Source organism: Domibacillus sp. (assembly GCF_031181085.1).
Taxonomy (GTDB): domain Bacteria; phylum Bacillota; class Bacilli; order Bacillales; family Domibacillaceae; genus Domibacillus.
Map to the genome: position 1 here is coordinate 25,134 of NZ_JAPSLE010000011.1, position 16,022 is coordinate 41,155.

A 16,022-nucleotide genomic window follows, 5' to 3' on the forward strand; every position below is an offset into this window, starting at 1 on the left:
TTGCCACGCTCCCTTCTTATCCAGAGTGGCAGGAGGTAACCGCCTTCAACTGGCTCTGTGCTTCCCTGCATTTCAAAGCGTTCCATAGCGCTGTTCTTGATTTGGTTACGGTTGCTTTTACACCCAGCCTGGTAAGATTATCGACAATTTTTCTCGTCCGATCCGCACTCTTCATGGTCATCCATCCTTTTCACGTTTAATGGTTTATACGTTCTTTATACAAAAGCGTTTCATTTTTTTATAATCCTTCTTTATGTTCCCCTTTTTTCCTTTTTCAATCCGGATATTTATGACTTTTTCGTGTATAGTGAAAGTGACTATTTAAATTGAACGGAATGGTGATGAACGTGATCATTGAATTGTATTTTTTCCCGTGGGCTGCTTACGTGCTTTTCACATTGAACATAGTGCTCGCTTCAGCCATTATTTTTATGGAGCGGCGCGATGCAGGCGCAACATGGGCGTGGCTGATGGTCTTGTTTTTCCTTCCGCTTCTTGGTTTTGTTCTTTATCTTATATTCGGACAGAATTTAAGCAGAAAGCGGTTATTCGATTGGGAAGACAAGAAAAAAATAGGACTTGAAGAACAAATCAGCCATCAAAAAAGAGCTATAAAACGCGGTATTTATCCGTTTGCCAACCCTCATACAAAAGAAAATACGAAACTTATTTCTATGCTGCTAAGCTATAATGACGCAGTTTTATCGGAAGATAATCAAGTTTATATCTATACAGATGGCGCTGAAAAATTTGATTCTCTGATGAACGATATGCGCAGAGCCAAAAACCATATTCATGTACAGTACTATATTTTCCGAAATGACCGGCTTGGCAAAGAGATTATTACTCTTTTAACGGAAAAAGCACTGGCAGGTGTGGAGGTACGCGTGTTGTATGATGATATGGGTTCAAGAACGCTTCGGCGTAAACATTTTCGGAAGCTTATTGAAGCCGGCGGCGTGGTAGAGACCTTTTTCCCTTCCCGCATTCCCTTAATTAACTTACGGCTGAATTACAGAAATCACAGAAAAATTGTTGTCATTGATGGACAGATCGGCTATGTAGGCGGCTTTAATGTTGGTGATGAATACTTAGGAAAGGACCCGGCCTTCGGCTATTGGAGAGATACTCACCTGCGTGTCTCAGGCAGCGCCGTTCATGCACTGCAGACTCGGTTTATTCTAGATTGGAACCAAGCATCTAAACGGCATGATTTTATGTACGATGAACGACTGTTCCCCGTGCCGGCTACAACCGGTGATACCGCCATGCAAATTGTGACCAGCGGGCCGGATTCAGAATGGGATCAAATTAAAAGCGGCTACCTTCAGCTTATTTCAACAGCAAAAAAGTCTATTTATATCCAGACTCCTTATTTTATTCCAGATGCCAGCATTTTAGACGCACTTCGTATCGCCGCTTTGTCTGGAATCGATGTAAAAATTATGGTGCCCAATAAACCGGACCACCCTTTTGTCTACTGGGCTACCTACTCCTATGCCGGAGAACTATTAAAAGCAGGAGCAAAAATTTATATTTACGACGACGGCTTTATTCATGCTAAAACCATTGTCGTAGACGAAAAGCTGAGCTCGGTCGGTACAGCAAATATTGACGTCCGCAGCTTTCGCTTAAATTTTGAAGTGAACGCCTTTATGTATGATTACGAAACTGGCCGCCAGCTGGCAAAAATTTTCCGTCATGACATGACGGTCTGTTTTGAATTAACACCTCAACTGTATTATCAGCGCTCTCCTGTTATTAAATTCAAGGAATCTATTTCTCGGCTCCTATCGCCGATCCTTTAAAGAAGCGAAGCTCGCTTCTTTTTCTTTTTGTTAAAATTTCGTAAATAAGTTTTGAACATTTTGTGAACATATGATATATTATATTTACAAAATAATTACGAGGTGATAGATATGGATCAAGTACTTATGCGGCAGTTAAATAAACACGGGCTCGTTTTTGCGGTGGTCCATACGGCTTTTTTCTTAAGCCTCGCTGTTGAATTTATGGTTTCCCGCTAAATATTAAAAGCTGCCTGCCCTATGCAGGCAGCTTTTTCATTTGGTAAACTAAAAGAAAAAAGGCGGTTTATTCATGAACAAGTCACAAATTCAATACAAGATTCAAGAATTAAAAATGGACTATATGCGTGTACAGGGCGACATCGAAAAATTAGAATCTACCGGAAACGGCGTATCAAAAGCAGAAGAAAGACTCGTTGAAATGGAAAAAGAGTTAAAAGAATTAAACGAACTGCTTTTAAAAGCGGAAAAGTAAAACGGTCTTCCCTTTGTATATAGTTAAGGGACGTATCACAACATAACAAAAGCCGGCTCCTAAATAGGGACCGGCTTTTTCTTTATTAATAGTAGCGCCATGATTTTTCATAAACTTCAATTAAATTTGGACGAATAAGGGTGTTCGGCTCAATTTGGGCCCCATCTTCCATTTCTGCATCTTCGTCCTTCCCGAATTTCGTTAAAGCTGGCAGCAGGTCAGCTGTTAAATAGCGCGTATCTTTTATTAAGGAAAGCCCTTCTACATCTATGCCCTCTCTTGATGCCAGCACATATCCCCACCCGCCAAAGCTTGGAATGTCCGCGTGCAGGTTTTCCGTTTTTAATCCGGCTGCCTGGATGGTCCGGTCAATGGTCCAATAAACTTGTGGTGCAAACACGGGACTTGTTGCCTGGACAATCATTGCACCGTCTGCCTGCAGGTGATTGCGGGCGAGAGAGTAAAACTCCTGGGTATATAATTTGTTCAGTGATTCGTTGTTTGGATCCGGCAAATCGATAATGATGACATCATAAAATCCGTCTGCTTTTTCTAAAAACTGAAAAGCATCCTGATTAACAATATCTACATGAGGATCATCAAGTGATCTCTTATTTAAATCGGTTAATAAGTGATTCGTACGTGCGGTTTCTGTCATGGCAGGATCAAGGTCCACAAGTGTAACACGGCCAAGATCCTGATATTTCAGCAGCTCCCTTACTGCCAGTCCATCACCTCCGCCAAGCACTAAAACACGCTCGTGGCGGGCAGCTGCTGCCATTGTTGGATGGACGAGAATTTCATGATACCGGTGTTCATCAGACGAACTGAATTGAAGCTGTCCATCCAAGTATAAACGGGTATCTCCCTGTTCTCTCGTTAACACAATTTTTTGGTAAGCCGTTTGTTCCGAAAACATGACTGGGTCTTTGTATAATTTCTGCTCGAAGTGAAATGCCGCTTCCTCACCAAAAAGAGCCCCGGCTGTTAAAATCCCTAAAAACGCAATGCCGCACGCCGCATGAAGCTTAAATTGCTTTAATTCAGAACGAAATTGAAAAACAATCCACAGTGCGACAGCGATGTTAATTAAAGCGACAAGAAAAGACGTTTTCACAAGTCCAAAGTATGGCCGAAGCAGAAATAAAAACAACAGACCGCCAATTAAACCGCCGGCGTAGTCGGAAAACAGCACTTTAGCTGCACTTTTTTGAAGCGACACACCGATTTCATTTGCTTTCCGGATTAAAATGGGCAGCTCCACGCCCGTTAACGTTCCAACAAGCAGCGTTACACTGTATAAAAATAAAGCGTCTGTTCCTTCCGGCAAATAAGCCGTTACGCCAAATAGAAGAAGAGCTGAAAATCCGCCAATGATACCAATGCCGTATTCAATCCAAATAAACGAAGCAATTAAGCGGCGGGTTACTTTCTCGCTTATGTATGCGCCGATGCCCATTCCGGTTAAAAAAAGGGAGATGGTGAGTGTATACTGCTTCACTCCATCTCCTAAAATGTACGAACCGAGTGCGCCGAACAGTACTTCAAAGATAATGCCGCATATCGAGACAATGCCCGATGCATAATAAATCGACCGGCTTTGCCGGATGGAATGCTGTTCAGTCATCAAAACACCGCCTTATGAAATCGAAGCGCCAATAACAAACGCCAGCCCGACTGAAACAGAAAAGGAAACAATTCCTACCGCAAGGTTGCCTGATTTCAGCTGTTCTTCTACAGAAAAGCTTCTTGTCATCAGCTCAAACAAGATATACGCTGCAAGCTGCAGTACCATACCGAATAAACCCCATATAATCGTTTCCGTAATTGTATCGTTGTGAAAAATAGAAAAAGTAATAATAATACAGATGCCGATAATTTTCCCGCCGATTGACAGGGCAACGGCTGTATTGTTTCCTCTTATTTCATCCCAGTCTTTATACTTTCTTGTAATTTGTTCAAAAACAATCAATCCGACTACAACCACTGCAATGGCTACGATAAAATACAAAAATGTCAGTAAAAATGGATTCACAGCTTCATTCCCTCATTTCGTTTCATTATTTTCCTTCTCCCGGTCCGCCGCCGCGGAATGTCGACCCACGGCCATAAGAGCCGTTAGAAAACACACCGCCTCCGTAATAGCCACCGCCTGAATAGCAGCCGTCATCGTTATACCGGCACCGGTTCGCTTGTGTCCGCTCCCAATTTGAACCAAAACGCCCATTCAACAATGAACCGAGCAGCATACCTGAGAAAAAGCCAGGATTGTAATGCGTACGGACAAATTCATCTTCTGCTACTTCCACAAGCGTGGAGGCTGGATTTTCCGGATCTTCCGTTAAAATAATAAATTCATTGTCGTAGACAAGCACTTGGCGGCCGTCCACTTTCTGGCCGATTTTTTCCGGCTGCTCTACATCAATCAGCTCAGCGGCCGTTTCCTGCAAGCTTTGATTCGTGCGGTAAAGCATCGCCTGGTCGTTTGTGTTTATATTGTTTTGTACAGCATCAACAAATGTATAATTTTCATCAACATAGTCATCTGCTTCCTGCAGACCGCAGGCAGCAAAAAGAAAAACCGATGCAGCGGTGACAATCATCCATTTTTTTATTTTCATATGAAAACACTCCAAATGAACAGAAACGGCCCGCCGCAACAGGCGGACCGCGGTTCCTTATTCTTTTCCGAGTTTTTGCTTAAGAGCGGCGAGTTCGTCATCTACTGCGCTGTTTTTCTTTAAAGCAGCAAGTTCATCATCAAGGCTTCGCGAACCTGCACGTAAATCCTCCGACGTTTCAGCTTCTGCTTCATACTGCATCACTTTTTCTTCCATCCGCTCAAAGCCGCGTCTTGATTCATCCCCGCCGACAGAGGACATGGCGCGGTTCATCTTTGTGCGCGTTTTAGCCGATTCAGCGCGCGCTTTTAATGAATCTTTTCGCAACTGCATTTCATCATATTCACGCTTCATTTCTGCCAGCTTCTCACGGAGAACAGCCACATCCTCTGCCGCCTGCTTATGTGCTTCTTTCATGGACTCTGCTTGCTTTGCATGATTGTTTTTATCCTCAAGCGCACGGCGTGCCAGATCCTCATTTCCTGCTTCAAGGGCGTCAATAGCCTGCTGCTGGCGCTTTTCCACCATGCTGTTTGCGTCATCATATTTCTTTTTCAGCATTTTTTCGTTGGCAAGCTGCTTGGCAACAGCTGTTTCCGCATCACGAATATCTGCTGACATTTCCCGCATAAACTGATCGAGCATTTTCACCGGGTCTTCCGCTTTATCAAGTGCCGCATTCAGTTCGGAGCCTACGTATGTTTGTACACGTTTAAAAAATTGAAACATATTCTCTCCTCCAGTATTGGTTAGCTTCCCGCTAAAATAGTGATTTCATATTCTTCAATTTCGTGTCCATAGCTGACTTCAACATCGCCGCCCCATACTTCCACAGATAAAAAGTGTTCCTCCGAATCATCTGTATAATCATAGTAATCAACGTTTCGGCCGTGGACGTTTTCACTTCGGCCTTCTGCTTTTACATAAGCACGTCCACTTTCTTCAAGGTAGTATGTGCGCCCATCATGCGTTACTTTTTTCGCTCCCGGCTCCAATTTGGAAATCCGGACCTTTTCATACATGCCAACTTCCAGCTCATCATCGAGCTCTACGCTCAGCCAGAGGGTTTTACCGGATGCAGCAAGCTGATAAGCATCCCACGTATAACCGCTGTCATTGTAATGGATTTTTCCCGTTACTTCATAATCGGCTAAGTCATACGTGACAAAATCGCCAACTCGTAAATTCAATAAAGTCCGCTCTTTTGTTTCCGGTACGGTTTCTGCGGTGCTTCCAAAAAGCTTCTTCCAAAACCCCATCTTTACTCACCTCTCTTTTATGTACGGACTGATGGCAGAATCGTTTCACTTTTTTAACTATAACGAAGAAAAAGTCATTTTTATTCACAAATGGAAACAGTTGTTCTTTTTTAAAAGACATCGCTTATGGAATAAACACCTTAATATGGCCCTGCAGTACTTCGAGGCTCAGCGGAACAGCATCCCCCATATCGCCGTCTACATTTGCTTTTAATTCCGTTGTAGAGCGGACATTCAACTTTTGGGACCGGAAATATAAAACATCTGGGTCTTCTCCCAGGTCTCCTTTTAATAAATTCGCACCGATACGTATCAATTTTGGCAGTGCCACATCTTTAACGATAAAGCAATGAAAAAAGCCATCTGCCGATTTTGCCTCAGGCGCAAGCTTTTCAAATCCGCCCACTGAATTTGTAAGAGCAGCCAGAAAAATAAGGGCTTCTTCTTCAAATGTCCGGTCCTTCGTTTCAATTGTCAGGGGAAACGGTGTTTTATCCCGCAGGGTTTTAAAGCCTTCTACGAAATAAGCGAGCGCGCCCAGCGTCGTTTTTTGAGCCGACGTTACTTCACCGGTTGCTTCTGCAATCCCTCCAATAGCTAAAATATTTAAAAAATAACGACCATTTACTTTGCCAATATCAGCAGGCTTTGTTCTGCCTCCTAATACCTGAATAGCCTCCTCCGGCTCGAGCGGAATATGCAGCGCACGCGCAAAATCATTGACGGTACCGAGCGGAACTACCCCCATAACAGGGCGGTGCGGCTGTTCAGCCAGGCCGTTTACAGTTTCGTTCATCGTTCCATCTCCGCCCATTGCAATCACTGCATCCAAATGCCGTTCGCAGGCTTCTTTTGCAAAACTCATGGCGTCTCCTTCCCCTCTGGTTAAACGGGTTTCCACCTCATATCCTGACACCTGGAGCTGCTTATAAATAGAGTCAATGTATTCCTCCGCCTGTTCTTTTCCAGAAGAAGGATTCGCAATTATCATGGCTCTTTTCATGCTTCCTTTGCCTCCTTGTTTACTCGATCGTCGATTCCGGTAAAACTGCCCGGTTCCAAGTTCATCGTTCAGCAGCAGTTCCATCCTCTCCAAATCCTGTTTACAAACCGGCGGATCCTGCTCCGACCAGTTCACAATATAAATAAAATAATATTTGTTTATAAGCCGGAAAATCACATTCGATTGCGGAAACCGATCAAATATGGCTTTAACGTTATACCGCTTTGTATACGTCCAGCTGATTAATTTCATAATAAGTCACCTACCGCTTGTATACCCGGATTTTGACGAAAAGAACATAGCTGGCTGCCCTTTTTCGCCAAAACTAGTGAAAGGAAATCAGCGTCCGGTGAAGAATGATTTTAAAAAGAACAAAGGAGGGATTTTCTGTGCATACTACAAAAGAAGCGGCCGCTGCTTTAAACATCAGTCCAACAACCTTAAGCAAATATGTAATTGCTCTTGAGGGAGCTGGCTTCCGGTTCGAGTCTGGAAAACGGAATGTCCGGATGTTTGATGAAAAAGAAATGGCTACGCTGCGCCAGATGATCGAAACCGCCGCCTCCGAAGACCTTCCTCCCGGCCAGGCAGCCAATATGATCGGACAAACCGCCTATCTGTCTTTGATTGAAGACCGCTTGTCTGCCATTGAACAACGTCAGGAGCATTTAATTCATTTATACGATAACCTTTCTTCCCAGCTTGCACGCCTGCCTGCCCACCATATTCCTGATTATTCACCGCCTTCTTTTTTTCTTTTGCCGCGCCGAAAAGCAGGATTTTTGAATTTTTTGTCGAAATAGGTAAAGAACTATGCTAAAAAGAAGGAGAACGTTACATTGAAAAAAGCTGTTTTTTTTGATCTTGATGATACACTGCTGGATGACAGAAAAAGCATCCAAACCGCATTTGATGTGACTTGCGGCGAGCTGGCGGAAAAATATGAAAAGGATGCAGCCGAGATAGAAAAGCACGTCCGCACGGCTGCTCATGCGCAATATCAGACATATGACTTTTACCCAGTCACTCTTTCCATTGGAATTAATCCGTTCGAAGGTCTTTGGGGTAATTTCGGCGACGTGCACCATAACGGCTTCCGGTCTATGGGAGATCAAATTGCCGATTATCAATTAAAAGCCTGGGAAAATGGCTTGAAACAAGCCGGGATCCCTGCGTCCGAAGCAGAATGGGCACGCGATCGTTTCCGTAATGTCCGCCGCAAATCTGCTTTTGTGTACGAAGAAACCTTTGATGTTTTAAACACGTTGCGCGATAAAGGCATCCGCCTCCTGCTTTTAACCAATGGAGCTCCTTCGCTTCAATTGGAAAAACTGACGATGACGCCGGAACTTGTCCCGTATTTTGAGCACGTGCTTATCTCTGGGCATTTTGGTTTTGGAAAACCGGAAAAAGCAATTTTTGACCACGCCCTCCGCTTAATGGACCTGGAGCCGGGTGATGTGTTAATGGTAGGCGATAATCAAGGCACGGACATTTTAGGTGCGACCCGCGCCGGCATCGAATCAGCCTGGATTAATCATGGCGGAGAAGGAAAAATCGTTGAAGGAGCAAATCCTGTACACACACTCAGCCGGTTAAAAGATATTCTTTCACTGATCGAATAGGTTTATCCTGACGAAAAACGGGTAAATAATGTTGAAAAGAAACAGTTACCTGTTAAGAGGAGAGACTTAAATGGAAAAGCATCTTGAACCATCCAAGCTGGATATTAAAATTTTTGATAAAAAAAACAGCCGCCCGTTTGCGGAGGCTTCATTAGACAATAAAGAAGTGTATGAGCTTCGGGATGATACGATGCGAACACCGCTTGAAAAAGCAAATGTATTTGAACAGCTTCTTCAAACGGAAAACGCATGTGAATTATGGATTGTTCCCGTAATAGAGTCCACTTCCTCTTTTACTCAGTCCCTGTCGGAAGAAAAAGCATCTGCCCTGTTTGGCATGCTGTCGTCTTTTCGCAAAAACGTACAGCGCGACCGGACGTTTCTTGTGCTCGGGCCGGATTGCTCTGCCAGCATGAAAGAGAAAGTTAAAGAGCTCGGCTATACCCTTTTTCCGTGTGAAGAAGCTGACCTGCAAAATGTGACTGTAGAATATTAAAAAATATCCCGCCGGTAACCGGCGGGATATTTTTTAATTGTTGATATATTTTTCAAACACGGCACCGAAGTCTTTTACCCGGTACGTATCACTCGATTTTTTCAGCCAGTCAAAAGCGTATACATTCACCTTTTCAAACTCGGCAGCCAAATCAATTTGTGTTTTTGTAATGTTTTTAATAGAATTGGCGGACATTTCTAAGCTTTGCTGCGCATAGCCAAAATTCATTTCGTTTTCCTGCTGCATTTCAGCAATTTTCAATAGCGCTTTGTATAAATCCTTTAGCTCTTCCAGGTGCTTTTTATGCACATCAATCGAATACGTCTGGGTTCCAAGCGTAAACTTGATTTCCACATCCAGATCGACAGTACCTGCTGTTTCAAGGTACACGTTTGAAACACGGTTTGCCACATAGTTATACCGGCGAAGCAGCCGCTTTTTGCTGACTGCGTTCGCTCCATCTACGTGAACAAGCCCAAGATTGGTAAAGCAATATTCATCTGCTTTTGATTTGATCAGAAAATAAATTTTCTCATCGTCTTCATGCATAATGTAATCGTCTGCATCGACCTTATCATAGTCTGCAGGCTTAATAACCGCTCCGACATCGCTCAATCCTAATACATCTGCTGCTACTTTTCCAAACACGATATACCAGCTCCTTTTATAACGAAGTATATGAATGCATACGCTATTCTCTCGCTAAAGGTTTCACTTTTTTAAAGGCCCCTTTCACGACAAACTATTTTTACTCAAGAAAGAGTTCAATTATTCACCAGGAGGGCATTTTAACGGTTAAAAATAATTCATGACGATAAGCGTGCCATTTCGATTTGGGATTATCTATCCCAGTCTTCCATATGTTCGGTGTTCTAAACCGAGGTCTAACATCATTTATCCGCAACTATTTCGTTCAGTCCTGTTTATGCATGGATACATTTTTTCACATTCAGAAAACAGTCCTAAATCGTAATAACGGTGCTGACTGCTAAAGAAAAAGCATACCCCTGTTTTGAGGGACATGCTTTTTCTTTTTTACCCAACAACAACAAATTCAAAATTCGCACTGAATTTTACGTCTTTTCCTACAAGAACACCACCTGTTTCAAGCGGAGCATTCCATGTTAAACCGTATGCCTCACGGTTTATTTTGCCTTCTGCATCAAAACCGGCAATTGTGCTGCCATCTATTGGGCTTTTTGATGTCCCGTTATATTTAACGGTAAATGTCTCTGTATTTGTAACACCTTTTAATGTGAGCTGGCCAGTTACCTCGTATTCATTTTCGGATACCTTTTGGATCGTATCGCTGATAAATGTGATTTCCGGATGCTGTTCCGCATTAAAGAAATCACCTGAACGAAGGTGGTTGTCCCGATCTTCGTTATTTGTATCAATTGATGCCGTATCAATCGATACAATCCATTTTGCAGCTTCTAATTGATTGACATCACCGTCAAATTGCACATCAAAGCTTGTAAATTCACCTTTTGTTTTCGATACCATCATATGTTTTACTTGAAATGCAATCCCGCTGTGTACCTGGTCAAATGTTAATACTGCCATTTTGCATACCCCTACTAGTTCATAAAAGTAACTTTGTAACCTTAGTACAAACTATGTATATTTAAAATTCAAGATAATAGTACAGTTTTTTCCAGAAAAAAAAGCCTCGGCATTGGCCGAGCCTTTGGCTTAGTGAATATCTTTTTTCTTAAAGCGTCCGCCTCGCACTTCCGCAATATCTGCCACTGCAAGAAATGCTCCTTCATCCAAATCTTCTACAATGGATTTTAATTTCGCTTCTTCAAGCCTGGTAATGACACAGAAAATGACTTTTTTGTCTTCGCCAGTATAAGCACCTTCTCCATCTAAGTACGTAACACCGCGGCCAAGGCGGGCGATAATCGCTTCACCGATTTCTTTGTACTGATCAGAGATAATCCAGGCTGATTTCGACTCATCCAGCCCTTGAATTACTACGTCAATTGTTTTAAAAGCTACAAAGTACGCGAGCACAGAATACATGGCCCGGTCCCAGCCGAATACGAAGCCGCCCCATAAAAAAATAAATACGTTAAAAAACATGACAATTTCACCAACTGAAAATGGCAGTCTCTTGTTGATCAAAATCGCTAAAATTTCCGTACCGTCGAGGGAGCCCCCATACCGGATGACTGTTCCTACCCCCGCCCCAAGCACAATACCGCCAAACACAGAAGCCAACAGAATATCGCTTGTAAAAGCTGCTACTGGATGCAGGAACGTGGAGAAAATCGCTAACACGGTAATCCCAAAAATCGTCGAAAGCGCAAATGTTTTGCCTATTTGTTTATAGCCGAGGAAAAAGAACGGAATATTCAGTAAAAATAAAAAAAGACCTATCTTGATTCCAGTTATACTAGATAAAATAATCGAAACCCCTACAATACCACCGTCCATAATCGAGTTGGGTACCAGGAAAATTTCAATGCCAATAGCCATTAATATAGCGCCGATAAAAATAAATAATGTTCGTTTCAATAAGCGCCTCGGTCCTGCTTTTTGATGCTGCCTTTGACGATTCGGTTCTTGTGGTGCTGCTTGTAGCTGTTCCATCCGCTCACCCCTTTATTTCTATATTTATTCTTTCTATTATAGCAAGTTCCCAAAAGCAAAAAAAGCGCCTCTTGAAAAGAGACGCTTTTCTGTTCATTAACAACCTGCATAACAAGGACATTTGAACTTAACGATTTTGAAGAATTTCAGTTAATACAGGAACGATTTGTTTTTTACGGGATACGACACCTTTTAAAAGCGCCTGGTTGTCGTCAAGTTTTACATTGAACGCCTCTTCCACAGCTGAAGTTTCTGCACCAATCGCGATAGCTACAGAGTCGCTGTTTAAGATATCTGTAATGACTACAAGGAATAGATCAAGTGTTTTTTCTACGATCGCATCTGTTACCGCTTGCTCAAGCTCCGCTTTCAGCGCTAACACATCAGCTGGATCAATAGCGTTAATTTGTGCGATTTCTACTTTTTTGCTGCCCATCGGGAATACTTTCGCATCGATACCGATAAGCTCTTCTGCTGTTTTGCCGCTTAAATCCGCACCCGCTTTCAGCATATTAAGGCCGTATTCATTCGCATCTATCCCAGCAATTTGGGCCAGTTCCTGCGCAGCTTTTACGTCCTGCTCTGTACATGTTGGTGATTTAAACAAAAGAGAATCAGAAATGATCGCTGACAGCATCAAACCGGCAATCTCTTTTTCGATTTCCACACCATGCTCTTTGTAAAGCTTGTTTAAAATAGTCGTTGTGCAGCCAACTGGCTCCGCACGGTAGTAAAGCGGATCTGCTGTTTCAAAGTTAGCAATCCGGTGGTGGTCGATAACTTCAAGAACATGTACGTCATCAATGTCATCTACACTTTGCTGACGCTCATTGTGGTCCACTAAAATAACAGAGTCTACTTCTGGTGACGCTTTTTCAATTAAACGCGGCACTTCCGCATTAAATGTTTTTAACACAAAAGCCGTTTCATCGTTGATATCACCAAGGCGAACCGCTTCCACGTCAAAGCCAAGCTTCGTTTTCAAGTCAGCATAAACGATTGCTGAGCAGATTGAATCCGTATCCGGGTTTTTGTGGCCAAAAATAAATGTTTTTCCCAATTGTTTTCCCTCGCTTTATGTAGAGTATTCCGTTTCATTTTAACGTAAAACGAAAAAAGTGTCCCGCTTTAATTACAGTATAGCGGAAATGATTTTAAAAACCTATAGGGTTAATTGGTTTAAACGTTAAATTATTGTAAAGAGCAGGAATGAAAGAATGCCGATTGGAATTATATTACTATGGAGGTGTTTTTATGCGAAACAAAGGGGGCTGGAAATGGTTTTTTACCATGCCCATTCTTTCCTGGGCTTTATATGATTTCGCTAATACGATTTTCTCATCGAATATTACAACGATTTTCTTCCCTTTTTATGTACAGGAAATCGCGGGCGGAAGCGAACGGCTTGATCAAATTGCCAGTACCTTCTTGTCTTATGCCAATGCTGTTTCAAGTTTTTTTCTCGTTGTTTTCTCTCCTTTATTCGGTGTATGGATTGATCAAAGCGGACGCAAAAAGCGCTGCGTCATGTTTTTTGCTTTTGCTGCCATTTTGTCCACTGCTCTTATGGGGCTGGCCGCCCCGCAGAACTTTGGACACTGGCACGGTCTGCCGGCAGCTTTTATGGTGGTTGTTGTATTGTTTGTGGCGGCCAAGTTTTTCTACCAGTCCAGCTTAATTTTTTATGATGCGATGCTGCCTGACATCAGTACAAAAGAAACGATGCCGCTTCTGTCAGGGTTCGGAGTGGCCATCGGTTATATGGGTACACTTGTCGGCTTGGCTGTTTATCCGCTCGCCAGCGGCGGTACGTATGCGGATGCTTTTTTACCGACTGCGGGCTTGTTTTTACTTTTCACTTTGCCGCTTGTTCTGTTTTACAAAGAAACGCCGCGCCCTGCGCAGGCAAAACGCCCTTTTTTCTCCGGTTACCGGGATGTGCGGGAAACATTTAAAGATATGAAAAGATACCGCCCAATCTTTTTGTTTATGATCGTTTACTTCTTCCTCAATGACGCCATTGCCACTGCCATCGCCATGATGGCCGTGTATGCAAAAGCCATTGTCGGTTTTTCATCGGGTGAATTTATTTTACTTTACCTTGTTTCAACCATTTCGAGCATCATCGGTTCATTTATTTTCGGCTATGTTACGCGGTCAGCCGGTGCAAGACGCGCTGTTTTTTACGTCGGGATCATTTTGTTCGCCGCCCTTTTGCTCGGGACCTTTGCCATCAATCAGCCGATGTTTTGGATAACAGGCAGCTTATTCGGCGTGGCACTCGGCGCAGTTTGGGTCACGTCCCGCGTGCTGATTATCGAGCTTTCTCCTGAAAACAAGCGAGGCCAGTTTTTTGGGCTGTTTGCTTTTTCCGGCAAGCTGTCCGCTATTGTCGGCCCGCTTATGTATGGCACAATCACGCTCTTGCTCGCTGACCATGGTGACATTGCCAGCCGGGCAGCTCTTTCATCATTGATGCTGTTTGTGTTAATCGGCTTAATCGTACATCGGAAAATCCCGGCGTAGCAGGCGAAGCTTTTCCATATCTTCATGAATCAGCTCAAGCAGGCGGCGGTTATAAAAGATGGACGCTGGATGAAAAGTGGGGAAAATCCGATAGTTCTTTTTAGTCCATTCAAACTGTTCTTCCTTTAGCTGCAGTACTGGCTGTACGAGCAGTTCACCATGAAGATCGGATACTTTTTTGTCATTTCCGACCAGCCGTTTTAAGCCGATATTGCCCAGTGTGACAATAATCGGCGCTTTTACATGCTCAATCTCATAATCAAGCAGCGGTGCGTGCGCAAGAATTTCACGGCTGGTCGGGGCACGGTTGTATTTTCTTTTCACGGTCACACCGTCCGGCCCCCTTTTTTCACCCCATTTGTACGGGCGGCTTCGTACGGCACTTGTAATATACACCTCTTCCCGGCCAACCCCTGCCATCTCTAGAAATTTCATTAACTCTTTTCCTGCCCGGCCGCTGAACGGAATGCCGTTTCCAATTTCGGTTTCACCGGGTGCTTCTCCAACAAGCATAAGCTTTGGGTGCTCTGGCCCGCTTCCGTAGACAAATCCTTCGACCGGATACGGCTCGATTCTTTTTTTGCCGAGCTCAGCAAGCTCTTCGGGAATTCTCATACGATCGCTTCTTTCTTTTTTTACTCATTTTTCCCTTTTCCTCAAAAGAAAAACCCGCCTTTAAGGGCGGGTTTCTTTTACATCTGTATTTCCTGTGCGTTTTTCACAATATCTTCCGGAACAGTGATCGCTTTTACTTTGTTGTAGTTGCTGTAGTCCGCGTTCATTACTTGATTAACTTTCATGGACTCTCCTTCCATTTTCATCGTCATATCCATGATCATATCAACCGCTGTAGTCTGAAAGGTTTCTTTGTCTACATTGATCGTGTAGTCCACTTTTTCAATGTTCATGCCTTTCATCATTTCGTCAATGGCCGCCTGGTCTTCCTCTCCCTCAAGCTGCGGGACAAACTGCTTCATTTGGTCTTGAATGAGCTTATTAAATTTGTCGCCGGAAGCCGACAGCTTTAGGATGTAAGCATCCTCTGTCTGTTCAAAAGTAAAATCATCTTTAAATACTTCGAGCTGCTTCAGTTGCTGGGACGGGTCCGACTGCTGATCGGTCATTTGCGTAATTTGATCGTACATTTCAGATGGCATTTTCATCCACTGTCCGCTTGCTGAATCCTTCATAAAAAAGCCCTGTTCCGTCATGTACATCTCCATATCCATCTTCTGGCCCTCTTCTGCGCCATCCATATTCATATTCGTTGTTCCTTTTTGATAAATAGCGAGCGGATCGTTCGTAATATTCATTTCCATGACAGAATCGGTTTTCATTTTTAAATCTTGAGACGGCTGCTCCAATTGCTGGGTCATGTCCACTTTAGCACTTAAGCTTTTCGTTTCGTTTGAAACCTCCATTGACTTATTGAAGACTTCGCCAAGCGTCATATCACTTGTTTGTTCCTTCGTTGTTTCCGGTGTTGGTTCCGCTGTCTGTCCGCATGCTGCAAGACCCATTGTCAGAAAACCCGCTGCGGTCAGCTGAGCCCACTTTTTCATTTTTTTCTCTCCTTTTCATTGGTTCTCACCCTACATACGGAGGAAGAAG

At 43.3% G+C, this 16,022-nt stretch carries 19 protein-coding genes; 6 read left to right on the forward strand and 13 right to left on the reverse strand.

Features of this window, described 5'->3' with window-relative positions:
• Positions 1-16: 16 nt before the first annotated feature.
• Positions 17-175 (reverse strand): Lmo0850 family protein, encoded by a 159-nt coding sequence (locus RIN81_RS14300; RefSeq protein WP_309091272.1) that lies wholly within the window; start codon positions 173-175, stop codon positions 17-19.
• A 160-nt stretch (positions 176-335) separates the two neighbouring features.
• Between RIN81_RS14300 and cls the strand changes: the two genes are divergently transcribed.
• The gene (gene cls / locus RIN81_RS14305) at positions 336-1,808 is read left to right on the forward strand and encodes a cardiolipin synthase (protein WP_375164557.1); all 1,473 of its coding nucleotides are present in this window, start codon (positions 336-338) and stop codon (positions 1,806-1,808) included.
• A 292-nt stretch (positions 1,809-2,100) separates the two neighbouring features.
• The gene (locus RIN81_RS14310) at positions 2,101-2,283 is read left to right on the forward strand and encodes an SE1832 family protein (protein WP_309091274.1); all 183 of its coding nucleotides are present in this window, start codon (positions 2,101-2,103) and stop codon (positions 2,281-2,283) included.
• Positions 2,284-2,368: 85 nt separating this feature from the next.
• On the opposite strand, the gene RIN81_RS14315 is transcribed toward RIN81_RS14310, so the two are convergent.
• The 6 genes from RIN81_RS14315 to RIN81_RS14340 form a co-directional block, all read right to left on the reverse strand.
• Positions 2,369-3,910 (reverse strand): polyamine aminopropyltransferase, encoded by a 1,542-nt coding sequence (locus RIN81_RS14315; protein WP_309091276.1) that lies wholly within the window; start codon positions 3,908-3,910, stop codon positions 2,369-2,371.
• 12 nt (positions 3,911-3,922) lie between these two features.
• Positions 3,923-4,318 (reverse strand): DUF350 domain-containing protein, encoded by a 396-nt coding sequence (locus tag RIN81_RS14320; protein ID WP_242235291.1) that lies wholly within the window; start codon positions 4,316-4,318, stop codon positions 3,923-3,925.
• 25 nt (positions 4,319-4,343) lie between these two features.
• Complete coding sequence (locus tag RIN81_RS14325) at positions 4,344-4,904, reverse strand: DUF4247 domain-containing protein (protein ID WP_309091278.1); 561 nt, start codon at positions 4,902-4,904, stop codon at positions 4,344-4,346.
• 57 nt (positions 4,905-4,961) lie between these two features.
• Positions 4,962-5,633, reverse strand: a complete 672-nt coding sequence (locus RIN81_RS14330) for a PspA/IM30 family protein (RefSeq protein ID WP_309091280.1) — start codon at positions 5,631-5,633, stop codon at positions 4,962-4,964.
• A 20-nt stretch (positions 5,634-5,653) separates the two neighbouring features.
• Positions 5,654-6,163: a DUF4178 domain-containing protein gene (locus tag RIN81_RS14335; protein WP_309091282.1), complete on the reverse strand. Its 510-nt coding sequence runs from the start codon at positions 6,161-6,163 to the stop codon at positions 5,654-5,656.
• 124 nt (positions 6,164-6,287) lie between these two features.
• Complete coding sequence (locus RIN81_RS14340; RefSeq protein ID WP_309091284.1) at positions 6,288-7,418, reverse strand: YegS/Rv2252/BmrU family lipid kinase; 1,131 nt, start codon at positions 7,416-7,418, stop codon at positions 6,288-6,290.
• A gap of 137 nt (positions 7,419-7,555) precedes the next feature.
• On the opposite strand from RIN81_RS14340, the gene RIN81_RS14345 reads away from it, so the two are divergent.
• The 3 genes from RIN81_RS14345 (at position 7,556) to RIN81_RS14355 (ending at position 9,287) form a co-directional block, all read left to right on the forward strand.
• A complete protein-coding gene (locus RIN81_RS14345) occupies positions 7,556-7,969 on the forward strand; it encodes a MerR family transcriptional regulator (RefSeq protein WP_251273279.1) in 414 nt (137 codons plus the stop codon).
• A 36-nt stretch (positions 7,970-8,005) separates the two neighbouring features.
• Positions 8,006-8,791, forward strand: a complete 786-nt coding sequence (locus RIN81_RS14350) for an HAD family hydrolase (protein WP_309091286.1) — start codon at positions 8,006-8,008, stop codon at positions 8,789-8,791.
• A gap of 70 nt (positions 8,792-8,861) precedes the next feature.
• Positions 8,862-9,287, forward strand: a complete 426-nt coding sequence (locus RIN81_RS14355) for a hypothetical protein (RefSeq protein WP_309091291.1) — start codon at positions 8,862-8,864, stop codon at positions 9,285-9,287.
• Positions 9,288-9,320: 33 nt separating this feature from the next.
• Here RIN81_RS14355 and RIN81_RS14360 read toward each other — a convergent pair whose 3' ends face one another.
• The 4 genes from RIN81_RS14360 to RIN81_RS14375 form a co-directional block, all read right to left on the reverse strand.
• Positions 9,321-9,935: a PH domain-containing protein gene (locus RIN81_RS14360; RefSeq protein WP_251273277.1), complete on the reverse strand. Its 615-nt coding sequence runs from the start codon at positions 9,933-9,935 to the stop codon at positions 9,321-9,323.
• A 387-nt stretch (positions 9,936-10,322) separates the two neighbouring features.
• Positions 10,323-10,853, reverse strand: a complete 531-nt coding sequence (locus RIN81_RS14365; RefSeq protein ID WP_309091293.1) for a YceI family protein — start codon at positions 10,851-10,853, stop codon at positions 10,323-10,325.
• A gap of 129 nt (positions 10,854-10,982) precedes the next feature.
• Positions 10,983-11,885, reverse strand: coding sequence for a YitT family protein (locus RIN81_RS14370; RefSeq protein WP_309091295.1), 903 nt, complete (start codon positions 11,883-11,885; stop codon positions 10,983-10,985).
• 127 nt (positions 11,886-12,012) lie between these two features.
• On the reverse strand, positions 12,013-12,945 hold the full coding sequence (locus RIN81_RS14375; protein ID WP_309091298.1) for a manganese-dependent inorganic pyrophosphatase: 933 nt from the start codon (positions 12,943-12,945) through the stop codon (positions 12,013-12,015).
• A gap of 194 nt (positions 12,946-13,139) precedes the next feature.
• Here RIN81_RS14375 and RIN81_RS14380 point away from each other — a divergent pair, with 194 nt between their 5' ends.
• On the forward strand, positions 13,140-14,411 hold the full coding sequence (locus RIN81_RS14380; RefSeq protein ID WP_309091301.1) for an MFS transporter: 1,272 nt from the start codon (positions 13,140-13,142) through the stop codon (positions 14,409-14,411).
• On the opposite strand, the gene RIN81_RS14385 is transcribed toward RIN81_RS14380, so the two are convergent.
• Together RIN81_RS14385 and RIN81_RS14390 are read right to left on the reverse strand one after the other, a co-directional pair.
• A complete protein-coding gene (locus RIN81_RS14385) occupies positions 14,382-15,026 on the reverse strand; it encodes a uracil-DNA glycosylase (protein WP_309091303.1) in 645 nt (214 codons plus the stop codon). The genes RIN81_RS14380 and RIN81_RS14385 overlap by 30 nt on opposite strands.
• Before the next feature lie 77 nt (positions 15,027-15,103).
• Positions 15,104-15,973 carry a DUF6612 family protein gene (locus RIN81_RS14390; RefSeq protein ID WP_309091305.1) on the reverse strand — a complete coding sequence of 290 codons (870 nt, stop codon included), beginning with the start codon at positions 15,971-15,973 and terminating at the stop codon, positions 15,104-15,106.
• Between the last annotated feature and the right edge of the window lie 49 nt (positions 15,974-16,022).